The sequence below is a fragment of the Phyllobacterium sp. P30BS-XVII genome (assembly GCF_014138335.1).
Lineage (GTDB): Bacteria > Pseudomonadota > Alphaproteobacteria > Rhizobiales > Rhizobiaceae > Phyllobacterium > Phyllobacterium meliloti.
Genome location: NZ_JACGXO010000002.1, coordinates 31,979 through 44,116, shown reverse-complemented (window position 1 = coordinate 44,116; position 12,138 = coordinate 31,979). Strand labels below are relative to the sequence as shown.

Genomic DNA, 12,138 nt, shown 5'->3' with positions numbered 1-12,138 from the left:
CCCGTTCAGGGAAGGGTCAATATCCTGCCTATCGCGGTAGAACCGATGAACCCATCAGCGCTTCATCGATGGACTGCGCTGCCTGCCTGCCTTCACGAATGGCCCAGACAACCAGCGACTGGCCACGGCGGATATCGCCTGCCGTGAAAAGCTTGTCGACGCTGGTGCGGTAATCCTTGTCATTGGCGCTAAGCGAACGATTGCCGCGACGATCCGCACGCATTTCCAGCGCATCACCGAGTTCCTTGACCACGCTTGTTTCGAACGGACCGGAGAAACCGATGGCAATGAATGCCAGATCCGCCTTGATGTAGAACTCCGTACCGGCGATAGGCTTGCGCGCTTCATCGACTTCACAGCATTTGACGTGGGTCAGCGTGCCGTTTTCGCCAATGAATTCAAGTGTCGCGACCTGGAATTCACGATCCGCACCTTCTGCCTGCGAGGAGGATGTGCGCATTTTCGTCGCCCAATAGGGCCAGACGCTCAGCTTGTCTTCCTTCTCCGGCGGCTGCGGGCGGATATCAAGCTGCGTGACTTTTACCGCGCCCTGACGGAACGCTGTGCCAACACAATCCGAAGCCGTATCGCCGCCGCCAACCACAACCACATGGCGGCCTGAAGCAACGATTGGATCACTCGGCCACGCCACCGATTCGATGTTCTCGCGGCCAACCCTGCGGTTCTGCTGCACGAGATAATTCATGGCGTCATGCACGCCTTCAAGTTCGGCACCCGGAATACCCGCCGGGCGCGGTGTTTCCGCGCCGCCGCAATAAAGCACCGCATCATAGCTATCGAGCAGTTCCTGCACCGGCTTGTCGATACCGACATTGACGCCATAGAAGAAGGTAACGCCCTCGCCTTCCATCTGCGCCACGCGGCGATCGATGAAGTGCTTTTCCATCTTGAAATCAGGAATACCATAGCGCAGCAGGCCACCGGCACGGCTCTCACGCTCATAGACATGCACTTCGTGGCCAGCGCGGGCAAGCTGCTGCGCAGCGGCCATTCCTGCCGGACCCGACCCAATGATCGCAACGTTCTTGCCTGTTTTGGAAGCCGCAGGCTGCGGAATGATCAAGCCCTTTTCATAGGCCTTGTCGGAAATCGCCTGTTCTACCGTCTTGATGGATACTGGCACGTCTTCCAGATTGAGCGTGCAGGCTTCCTCGCAAGGCGCAGGACAAATGCGGCCAGTGAATTCAGGGAAATTGTTGGTGGAATGCAGGTTGCGGATCGCCTCATCCCAATTGTCGTTGTAGACGAGATCATTCCAGTCAGGAATCTGGTTATGAACCGGACAGCCCGTCGGCCCATGGCAGAATGGAATGCCGCAATCCATACAACGCGCGGCCTGCTTCTTCACTTCACCATCGGTCATGGGAATGGTGAATTCGCGGAAATGGCGAATGCGGTCAGACGCTGGCTGATACTTTCCGACCTGCCGGTCGATCTCTAGAAAACCTGTAACCTTACCCATAAAACTGCTCCCCTCACCCTTGGAGGACCACCCATTCCCAATCTTGGGTCCGGGCAGCTTTGGACCCCATGCCGAGCATCATTTTGATGACGCTCGAAGCATGGTGTGCGTTGATTTTATTCCGCTGCGACACCCATCCGCATGCGCTCCATATCTTCGAGCGCGCGGCGATATTCGACCGGCATGACTTTCACGAATTTTGGCCGGAAGGTTTCCCAATTGTCGAGAATTTCCTTGGCCCGGCCCGAGCCCGTGTAATGCATGTGGTTCGAAATGAGCTGCACGAGACGTTCCTCGTCATGTCGGGTCATATTACCAGAGACATCGACGCGGCCCTTATGGGCCAGATCGCCGCCGTGATGGTGCAGTTTTTCGAGAATATCATCCTCTTCCGGCACCGGTTCCAGCTCAACCATCGCCATGTTGCAGCGCTGGGCAAAATCACCGGCCTCATCAAGCACATAGGCAACACCGCCAGACATACCAGCAGCGAAGTTACGTCCCGTCTGGCCGATAACCACGACGACACCGCCGGTCATGTATTCGCAGCCATGATCGCCGGTACCTTCAACCACCGCAATGGCGCCGGAGTTGCGCACCGCAAAGCGCTCGCCCGCAACACCGCGGAAGTAGGCTTCGCCTTCAATGGCACCGTAAAGCACTGTGTTGCCGACGATGATGGAGTTTTCAGGCACGATTTTCGTATCATCCGGCGGGCGAATGACGATGCGTCCGCCACACAGGCCCTTGCCGACATAATCATTGCCATCGCCGATAAGCTCAAACGAAATACCGCGCGCCAAGAATGCCGCGAAGGACTGGCCGGCTGTACCGTTGAACTTAACCGAGATCGTGTCCTCGGGCAGTCCCTTATGCCGGTAGCGCTTGGCAACCTCGCCCGAAAGCATGGCACCAGCAGACCGATCCACATTCTTGATCGGCATTTCGATCTTCACCGGGATCTTGCTATCCAGCGCCGACTTGGCCTGCTCGATCAGCTTGCGATCCAGAATATCGACAATCGGATGGTTCTGGCGTTCGGTCCAGCGCGTCTTTTCCTCAGCCGCTTCCGGCTTATGGAAGATGCGGGTGAAATCGAGCCCCTTGGCTTTCCAATGATCGATCATCTCGCGCTTTTCGAGAAGTTCGGCCTTGCCGACAATATCTTCCACCTTGGTATAGCCCATCTGGGCAAGGAATTGCCGCACCTCTTCCGCCATAAAGAAGAAGAAGTTGATGACATGCTCAGGCGTGCCCTTGAAACGCTTGCGCAGGACCGGGTCCTGCGTTGCCACGCCCACTGGACAGGTGTTGAGATGGCACTTGCGCATCATGATGCAACCGGCGGAAATCAGCGGCGCAGTGGAAAAGCCGAATTCGTCAGCACCAAGCAAAGCACCGATGATCACATCGCGGCCCGTACGCAGACCACCATCGACCTGCAGCGCAATGCGCGAACGCAGGCCGTTGAGCACCAGCGTCTGCTGTGTCTCGGCAAGGCCCATCTCCCACGGAGAACCGGCATGCTTGAGCGATGTCAGTGGCGATGCACCCGTTCCGCCGTCATAACCTGAAATGGTGATGTGATCGGCACGCGCCTTGGCAACACCGGCTGCAACCGTGCCGACGCCCACTTCCGACACCAGCTTGACCGAAACATCGGCTTCCGGATTGACGTTCTTCAGATCGTAAATGAGCTGCGCCAAGTCCTCGATGGAATAGATATCATGGTGCGGCGGCGGCGAAATCAGACCGACACCGGGTGTCGAGTGACGCGTCTTGGCAACTGTCGCGTCAACCTTGTGGCCGGGCAACTGACCGCCTTCGCCGGGTTTTGCACCCTGCGCGACCTTGATCTGCATCATATCGGAGTTGACGAGATATTCCGTCGTCACACCAAAACGCCCTGACGCCACCTGCTTGATCGCAGAGCGTTCTGGATTTGGCTTACCATCGGGCAGCGGATAGAAGCGATCCGGCTCCTCGCCGCCCTCGCCCGTGTTCGACTTGCCGCCGATCCGGTTCATGGCAACGGCCAATGTTGTATGTGCCTCACGGCTGATCGAGCCGAATGACATGGCACCGGTCGAGAACCGCTTGACGATGTCCTTGGCCGGTTCAACATCATCGATGGAGACGGGCTTGCGCCCGGTATCGCCAGCCATCTTGATCTTGAAGAGACCGCGAATGGTCTGCGCCCGTGCCGACTCGCTGTTCACCAGATCGGAATATTCGGTGAAGGTCGTGGCAGATTCCGTGCGCACCGCATGCTGCAACTTCGCAACCGCATCCGGCGACCAGAGATGTGCCTCGCCGCGCATGCGGTAGGCATATTCACCGCCCACTTCCAATGTGTTGATGAGGACAGGATCATTGCCGAAAGCATCGCGGTGACGGCGAACCGTTTCCTCGGCGACTTCTTCCAGACCCACACCTTCAATCGTTGTTGCTGTTCCGAAGAAGAAACGATCAACAAACTCAGACTTCAGGCCAACAGCATCGAAAATCTGTGCGCCGCAATAGGACTGGTATGTGGAAATGCCCATCTTGGACATGACCTTGAGAATGCCCTTGCCAATCGACTTGATATAGCGCGAGACAACTTCCTTGGAGTCCACTTCAGGCGGAAACTCGCCGCGCTTGTGCATGTCAAGCAGCGTGTCGAAGGCAAGATAGGGGTTGATCGCTTCCGCACCGTAACCGGCAAGGCAGCAGAAATGATGCACTTCGCGCGGTTCGCCGGATTCCACGACGAGGCCAACCGATGTGCGCTGGCCCTTGCGGATCAGGTGATGGTGGACAGCTGCCGTTGCCAGAAGCGCCGGAATTGGTATGCGATCCGGCCCGACCTGACGGTCAGACAGAATGATGATGTTATAGCCGCCATGAACAGCCGCTTCCGCCCGCTCACACAGACGCTCCAGCGCACCGGCAAGACCAGCGGCACCTTCCACAACATTGTAAGCGATATCCAGCGTCTTCGTATCGAAGCGATCTTCCGTATGACCAATGGAGCGGATTTTTTCCAGATCGCCATTGGTCAGGATCGGCTGGCGCACTTCCAGACGCTTGCGGCGCGAGGAGCCAACCAGATCGAAAATGTTCGGGCGCGGCCCGATGAACGAGACAAGGCTCATCACCAGTTCTTCGCGGATTGGATCAATCGGCGGGTTGGTGACTTGCGCAAAATTCTGCTTGAAATAGGTGTAAAGCATCTTCGACTTGTCGGACATGGCCGAAATCGGCGTATCCGTACCCATCGAGCCAATGGCTTCCTGACCCGTTGTCGCCATTGGCGACATCAGGATTTTGGTGTCTTCCTGCGTATAGCCAAAGGACTGCTGACGATCGAGCAGGCTGACATCCTTGCGCAGTGCGCGCGGTTCAACCGGGCTCAACTCTTCAAGAATAAGCTGCGTGTTCTTCAACCACGTCTTGTAGGGATGGCGGTTGGCGATCTCGGACTTGATCGTGTCATCAGAAACGATCTCGCCCTTTTCCATGTCGATCAACAGCATACGGCCCGGCTGGAGCCGCCACTTCTTGACGATCTTCTCCTCCGGCACCGGCAAGACACCAGCTTCCGACGCCATGATGACGAAATCATCATCGGTGACGATATAGCGGGCCGGACGCAGACCGTTACGATCAAGCGTCGCGCCAATCTGGCGGCCATCGGTGAAGGCAACCGCAGCAGGGCCATCCCATGGCTCCATCAGCGCCGCGTGATATTCGTAGAACGCCTTGCGATCATCCGACATCAGCTTGTTGCCGGACCATGCCTCGGGGATGAGCATCATCATCGAATGGGCGAGCGAATAACCACCCTGGAACAGGAATTCCAGCGCATTGTCGAAGCAGGCCGTATCGGACTGGCCTTCATAGGAAATCGGCCAGAGCTTGGAGATGTCGTTACCGAAGAATTCCGAATCGACCGAAGCCTGACGCGCCGCCATCCAGTTGACGTTGCCGCGCAGGGTGTTGATTTCACCATTGTGGGCAACCATGCGGTATGGATGTGCCAGCTTCCAGGACGGGAACGTGTTCGTCGAGAACCGCTGATGCACCAGCGCGACGGCACTGACGAAGCGCGGGTCCTTCAGATCCTTGTAATAGGCACCAACCTGATAGGCGAGGAACATGCCCTTGTAGACAATGGTGCGCGCCGACATGGACACGACGTAGAAGTCGCTCTCCTTGCCACCGTTCTCCTGATAGATGCGGTTCGAGATCACCTTGCGCAGAATAAACAGTCGGCCTTCGAAATCCTCATTGGACTCGATGTTCGGGTTGCGCCCGATAAACACCTGACGATGAAACGGCTCGGTCGCAGCGATGTGCGGGGCCTTTGACAGCGATGAATTATCGACAGGAACATCGCGGAAGCCGATGAGTGTCTGACCTTCCGAAGCAATGACTTCGGTGATGACAGTTTCAATATGCGCGCGCTCTTCGGCATCCTGCGGCATGAAGAGATAGCCGACCGCATAATGATTGACTGCAGGCAGTTCAACGCCCTTCTCGGCCCATTCCGCGCGGAAAAACGCATCGGGAATCTGCACAAGCATACCCGCACCATCGCCCATCAGCGGATCAGCGCCGACAGCACCGCGATGCGTCAGGTTTTCGAGCATGAACAGCCCGTCTTCAATGATCTTGTGGGATTTCACGCCCTTCATATGCGCAACAAAGCCAACGCCGCAGGCATCATGTTCATTGCGCGGATCGTACAAGCCTTGTCGGGTGGGAATTCCTGACGATTTATTGGTTTTGACCGCACGAGTCTGTACGGCCTGAGCAAGTTCAGTCGTTACAGATGGCGTCAAATCCGACATCGTTCATTCCTCCAAATGAGCCCCTTGGGGCGGTCAATTTCTCGCAGGACGGAATAGCATATATTCCTGTCCCCTCTGGTGCGGCATATCTTCCGTTTGCAAACTGCAGTCACTGTTTTGAGGACGGAAGCACCCTGCTTGCCATCCTCGCCTTGGGATCATGCAAATTAGGACAGCATTGCTGTCATATCCTCGTATGCCAGAATAATTCCAAACAAACAAGATGGAAAAGCAAAAAATAACCGCATGAGACGAAATATCCTTGCGCTAAATGTCGCAAAATTATGCCGTTCATTTCGAAACAGGCGTTTTCCGCTAAATATGCGAGAGAAAACAGAATGTTCCGCCGGACCAGTTAAAAATCACCGGCAAGAAAGGCACCGCGCTCACCTTTCCAGTCACGGAGGAAAAGCGTAAGCGTGGATATATCAATTCCATACCCCGAGGTCATTTCATGCATTTTGCATCCGATAATTGGGCCGGTGCCCATCCGAAAATTGCCGAAAATCTGACACGTCACGCGGGCGGTTTTGCTTCGGCCTATGGCACCGGCGATCTCGACCGGTCTGTCCACGAGACATTCAACACAATTTTTGAACGGGAAGTCGCGGTTTTCTTTGTCGGCACCGGCACTGCCGCCAATTCGCTTGGCCAAGCTGCCATCGCCAGACCGGGCGGCATCACCTTTGCCCATCGCGAAGCGCACATGATTGCCGACGAAGCAGGCGCGCCAAGCTTTTTCACGGGCGGAGCGCGCGTGCTGCCCTTGGATGGCGCAACCGGCCGTATTGATATTGCCAATCTCAAAGAGGCGATGAACGGCTTTCCACCCGGCCATGTCCACGCTGGCCAACCCATGAGCGTCTCAATCACCCAATCGACCGAAAGCGGGACGATCTATGAATTGAATGAGATCGCGGCCATCTCCGCAGTCTGCAAGGATAACGGTCTGCCTTTGCATATGGATGGCGCGCGCTTTGCCAATGCGCTTGTATCGCTGGGATGCTCGCCTGCCGAGATGACCTGGAAACAGGGTGTCGATATCCTGTCGTTCGGGGGCACCAAGAATGGCTGCTGGTGTGCCGAAGCGCTCGTTTTCATGAATCCCGAACAGGCAAAGGATATGCCCTATATCCGTATGCGATCCGCCCAGAACTTTTCGAAATCGCGCTTCATCGCCGCGCAGTTTGAGGCCTATTTTGCTGACGGGCTCTGGCTGGAAACCGCTGCTCACGCCAATTCCATGGCGGCGGAACTTGCCAAACGCATCAGCGCATCGAAGGAGCTGCGCCTTGCCTGGCAGCCCCGCGCCAATGAAGTGTTCGCGATCATGAAAAAGCAGACATCGGCAAAGCTGCAATCATCGGGTGCCGCTTTCTACGACTGGTTCACACCCCATGCGGAAAAAGGCCTGTTGGCACAGGACGAGACAATCACCCGTTTCGTCACCAGCTTTGCCACGACGCCTGAAGATATCAGCCGCTTTGGCGATCTCATCGCATAAACAAGCGGCAGAGATGGTGCCTTTTATTTGCATGAGTGTGGGTTCGTGGTGCGTGGTTCGACATAACAACCATGAGGGAGAGGGATGATGAAAGGGAGCCAAGTTCTGCAACCTTTACGCTGCAATCTTTGCGATTATCGTTGCATCCCCACTCTCCCTCATGGTTGTTATGTCGAACCACGCACCACACCAATATTCATGCACCAATCTCCAGCATCATGACCATCCCCATAAAAAAAGCGGCGCAATCGCGCCGCTTTTTCCACTCTAGCCGTTAAAGCTTAGTTCGCAGTTTTGGCTTCAATCTGCTTGGCTGTCTTTTCAGACAGGGCAGTGACAGCGATCTTGCGCGGCTTCATTTCCTCGGGGATTTCGCGCTTCAGATCAATGTGCAGCAAGCCGTTTTTCAGGCTGGCACCACTGACTTCGACGAAATCGGCAAGGTGGAAGCGGCGTTCGAAAGCGCGCGAAGCAATGCCACGATACAGCGTTTCAGCATTCTCATCGGCGGTTTCCGTGCCCTTCTCGCCAGTCACTTTAAGCTGGTTGCGATGGGCTTCGATCTGGATTTCATCTTCCGAGAAACCGGCAACAGCCATGGTAATGCGATAGGCATTCTCGCCAGTCCGCTCGATATTATAGGGCGGATAGGTCTGAGCACCATCTGGCTGGGCCAGCGAATCAAGAATAGTGAAAAGCCGGTCGAAACCGACGGTCGAACGATAGAGTGGGGAAAAATCAACGTGACGCATAGTAAGCCCTCCTTTAGAGCGACAAGGTTGCGTAATTCTGGTTCCTGAAGAAACTCCCTTATTGGCAAGTCCCGCTGAACCAGTGATCCCGTTATGGCGATCACAATAGATAGTTGGTAAAGGGCCAAAGCCATTTCAACCCCCTTTTATCAGACCAATTTCCAGCTTTCAGAGAGATAAAGCCCCTGTCGCGGCGATGAACGCAATATGAACGCGCTCTTCGGGATACGTTCACACGCCCCCTTCTATAAACACATCCATCGTTCCGGATGTAACGTCCCTTCCGTCCGGAGTGTACTGACCGGAAACCCTCCCAAGAGTTTCCGGTCATTTTTTTGCGCAAACGCGGTTTGACCTTTATGTCCGTGCATTTTATCAAATGATGCAAATGCACAGCGCGAACCCCACATGCGCGGGATGAGGACTGACCGGTATCCAATGACCCATCCGCTTGTCGAAACACCCGCCAATCCGACACCGCAGGATGCACGCGTCGATACATTGCCGCTCAAGGGCGGCAAGGAACTGCGCTACGCGATTTTCCCAGCCATAACACACCCCGTTCAAGGCACAGTGCTTATCCTGCAGGGCCGCAACGAGTGTATTGAAAAATATTTCGAGACCATCGGCGATATCACCAAGCGCGGCTTTGCCGTCGCCACGTTCGATTGGCGCGGTCAAGGCGGATCAAGCCGGATGTTGCGCGATCCGGCGCGCGGCCATGTCAGAAGCTTCGACCATTATGCCGCCGATCTGGAGTTGCTGTTCGAAAACGTGCTTTTGCCCGATTGCCGTGGCCCGTTCTATGTTCTCGCCCATTCCACCGGCGCACTGATTGCGCTTCTCGCAGCCCCTGCCTTGGCAAACCGCATCCGCCGCATGGTGCTTATGACACCGCTTCTCGACGTGCGGGGCGGACGCCTCGGCAAAATTCTGTTGAGCGCCATCGCCAATACCTTGCGGACAACCGGTCTTGGCCGGGTCTATATCCGTGGTGGCAAACCCACGATAAAGCCATTTGCCATCAATGAAGTGACATCCGATGCCGCCCGCTACCTGCGCAACACCGAGATTCTCAAAGTAGCGCCGGAACTCGCCATTGGCGGTCCAACAGCCGGATGGATCGCCTCCGTTGCCAAGGCGATCCGCCGGGTGACACAGCCCGATTATATCGAGGCCATTCGTATCCCGACGCTGGTTGTGGCCGCCGGTGCAGATCAGGTCGTATCCACACCGGCGATTGAACGATTCGCCCTGCAATTGCGCAACGCCACGCTGATCACCATTGACGGCTCGAAACATGAAATCCTTCAGGAAAAGGATTTTTACCGCGAACAGTTTTTCGCGGCTTTCGATGCCTTCATTCCGGGAACCGGCGGTGATGTAGCCGAAACCGAAAACGAACAGGCGACCTAGACCGCTATCAACGATTGAGCAGTTCCAGCGCCTGCGCGTGCAGTTCTTTCGAACCTGCCGCCACGATATCGCCAGCCTTTTCTGCCGGGCCACCGTCCCAATTGGTGATGACCCCACCGGCTTTTTCAATGATCGGCACCAGCGCGACAATATCGTAGGGATGCAAGGCTGTTTCCACCACCAGATCGACGAAACCGGCAGCAATCATGGCATAGCCATAGCAATCTGCACCATAACGCGGCATGCGCACGCTGCGCTCAACCCGGTCATAGGCCTCGCGCTTCTTGTCCTTGAACAGTGCGGGTGTCGTGGTGAACAGCGTCGCCTGCGCGATATCAGGATTTTGCCGGGTTTTCAGCTGGCGAGGACCGCCCGGCCCCTCATAATAGGAGGCTGTGCCGTCGCACATGAAGAGCTCGCCGGTAAAGGGCTGCGCCATGACACCGGCCACCGCATCACCATCGACGGTCAAGCCCGCAAGCGTACCCCACACCGGCAGACCAGAGATAAACGCCCGTGTGCCATCGATCGGATCGATGACCCAGACATGCGAGGCGTCCAGATTTTCCGAACCGAATTCCTCGCCCATGATGCCATGATCAGGATAGGCCGCGTTTATCAATGCGCGAATCGCCCGTTCAGCTTCCTTGTCCGCCTCGGTAACCGGGTCAAATCCGACCTGATATTTGTTGTCGATGGACGAAATGGTGCGGAAACGCGGCAGTGTCTGCTCGGCTGCAACTTGCGCGATTTGCCGTAAAAACGAAAGTTCAATGGCCAAAATGGTTCCTCACGATCAGAATTTTCTCATTTAACTGCATTGTCGGCTAAATTATTGCATTTTTTTTAGGCACATAAATATCATGCTTAAAAAATCGCACAAATTACTTGACCCTTTGTGCGATGCAGCATAGATTGGTTAATAGACGGGGCGACCTGTCTATGCCCTCCTTGGGCGTTTCCTCCCTAGACTTGGACCGCGCACCTGCGCGGTCTTTTTTTGTTTTCAGGCCAGTTGAGACGTCCCGGCGCTATTCCGCAGCAAGCGGAACATCGAGGAAATGGAAATCCGGCAGCGACACCAGATCAGCCAGAAACTGGCTGATATCCCGCTGCAGCTGGTCAAATCCCGATTTGCGCTCATAATTGTGCTCGTTGAGATAGAGCCCGCGATTGACCTCGATCTGCAACGCATGGAAGCGCTTCAGCGGACGCCCGTAATGTTCGGTTATATAGCCCCCGGCATAAGGCTTGTTATGGGCAACCGCATAGCCCATTTCGCGCAAGAGATCGATTGCAGCATTGGTCAGCTCCGGCGAGCAGCTGGTGCCAAAACGATCGCCAATGATGAAATCCGGCCGTAAACCGCTATCGGGGAAGCGAATGCCTGTTGGCATCGAGTGGCAATCAACCAGCACCCCGTAGCCAAAGCGGCTGCGTGTTTCCAGCAGCACCTCGGCAAGCAGCGCATGGTATGGCTTGTAGATTGTGTTGATACGCCCAAGGGCTTCCTCGACGGGCAATTTCTGCGCGTAAATCTCCTGCCCTTCGCCGACAAGCCGCGGAATGGTGCCAAGCCCACCGGCCACCCGCGCAGAACTTGCGTTGGCGTAGGGCGGCAGCGGATCGGAGAACATTTTCGCATCAAGCTCATAGGGCTCGCGATTGACATCGAGATAGGCGCGCGGGAATTGCGCAGCCAGCAAAGGCGCACCCAGCATGACGCTGGCGGCAAACAGCTGATCGACAAAACAGTCTTCCGAACGGCGAATCGTTTGCGCATCAAGCTGTGATTGCCGCAGGAAGGCTGGCGGATAAAACTGGCCGCTATGGGGCGAATTGAAAACGAAGGGAATGCGCTGTTCAGCCGGCCGGCGCAGTTCATAGGGCAGCTTGTCGGGGAAATCGCGCTCGAGGGTCATTATTCACTTCGAAGGTTTGCTTGAATATACAGGCACTTTAGAGCAACTTCGCTCCGGAGGGAATTCTTCAACCGTCAAAGTACCGGAACTTTTCTAACGCCAATGATCTTTCGGAATTCTTCGTCGCCATAACAGCGATCTTCCTCGACTTTTCCGGGGTTCCACCGTATTTTCCGCAAATCATTCACGCGATCTTTACCAAAAAAGCGTCTTGTTAACTGTGATG

The 12,138-nt window shown here is 55.7% G+C and carries 7 protein-coding genes; 2 read left to right on the top strand and 5 right to left on the bottom strand.

The genetic code is table 11. The features are described 5' to 3' along the window. Positions 1-28: 28 nt before the first annotated feature. Both FHW17_RS06180 and gltB read right to left on the bottom strand, forming a co-directional pair. On the bottom strand, positions 29-1,483 hold the full coding sequence (locus FHW17_RS06180) for a glutamate synthase subunit beta (protein WP_112528864.1): 1,455 nt from the start codon (positions 1,481-1,483) through the stop codon (positions 29-31). A 116-nt stretch (positions 1,484-1,599) separates the two neighbouring features. After that, on the bottom strand, positions 1,600-6,318 hold the full coding sequence (gene gltB, locus FHW17_RS06175; RefSeq protein ID WP_112528865.1) for a glutamate synthase large subunit: 4,719 nt from the start codon (positions 6,316-6,318) through the stop codon (positions 1,600-1,602). 454 nt (positions 6,319-6,772) lie between these two features. Between gltB and FHW17_RS06170 the strand changes: the two genes are divergently transcribed. Then, entirely contained in the window at positions 6,773-7,822 is a 1,050-nt protein-coding gene (locus tag FHW17_RS06170) for a low specificity L-threonine aldolase (RefSeq protein WP_112528867.1), read from the top strand. A 281-nt stretch (positions 7,823-8,103) separates the two neighbouring features. On the opposite strand, the gene FHW17_RS06165 is transcribed toward FHW17_RS06170, so the two are convergent. Further along, positions 8,104-8,574 carry an Hsp20 family protein gene (locus FHW17_RS06165; protein WP_091878269.1) on the bottom strand — a complete coding sequence of 157 codons (471 nt, stop codon included), beginning with the start codon at positions 8,572-8,574 and terminating at the stop codon, positions 8,104-8,106. 438 nt (positions 8,575-9,012) lie between these two features. On the opposite strand from FHW17_RS06165, the gene FHW17_RS06160 reads away from it, so the two are divergent. Next, positions 9,013-9,990 carry an alpha/beta hydrolase gene (locus tag FHW17_RS06160; protein ID WP_112528869.1) on the top strand — a complete coding sequence of 326 codons (978 nt, stop codon included), beginning with the start codon at positions 9,013-9,015 and terminating at the stop codon, positions 9,988-9,990. Between the two features lie 7 nt (positions 9,991-9,997). On the opposite strand, the gene hisN is transcribed toward FHW17_RS06160, so the two are convergent. Both hisN and FHW17_RS06150 read right to left on the bottom strand, forming a co-directional pair. Continuing rightward, positions 9,998-10,771 (bottom strand): histidinol-phosphatase, encoded by a 774-nt coding sequence (gene hisN, locus FHW17_RS06155; RefSeq protein WP_112528871.1) that lies wholly within the window; start codon positions 10,769-10,771, stop codon positions 9,998-10,000. A gap of 250 nt (positions 10,772-11,021) precedes the next feature. Then, positions 11,022-11,912 carry an N-formylglutamate amidohydrolase gene (locus FHW17_RS06150; protein ID WP_112528873.1) on the bottom strand — a complete coding sequence of 297 codons (891 nt, stop codon included), beginning with the start codon at positions 11,910-11,912 and terminating at the stop codon, positions 11,022-11,024. Between the last annotated feature and the right edge of the window lie 226 nt (positions 11,913-12,138).

Bases quoted from the DNA above. Each gene is read 5' to 3' on its own strand.
- FHW17_RS06180 (WP_112528864.1), bottom strand. From the start codon at position 1,483: ATGGGTAAGGTTACAGGTTTTCTAGAGATCGACCGGCAGGTCGGAAAG.
- gltB (WP_112528865.1), bottom strand. From the start codon at position 6,318: ATGTCGGATTTGACGCCATCTGTAACGACTGAACTTGCTCAGGCCGTA.
- FHW17_RS06170 (WP_112528867.1), top strand. From the start codon at position 6,773: ATGCATTTTGCATCCGATAATTGGGCCGGTGCCCATCCGAAAATTGCC.
- FHW17_RS06165 (WP_091878269.1), bottom strand. From the start codon at position 8,574: ATGCGTCACGTTGATTTTTCCCCACTCTATCGTTCGACCGTCGGTTTC.
- FHW17_RS06160 (WP_112528869.1), top strand. From the start codon at position 9,013: ATGACCCATCCGCTTGTCGAAACACCCGCCAATCCGACACCGCAGGAT.
- FHW17_RS06150 (WP_112528873.1), bottom strand. From the start codon at position 11,912: ATGACCCTCGAGCGCGATTTCCCCGACAAGCTGCCCTATGAACTGCGC.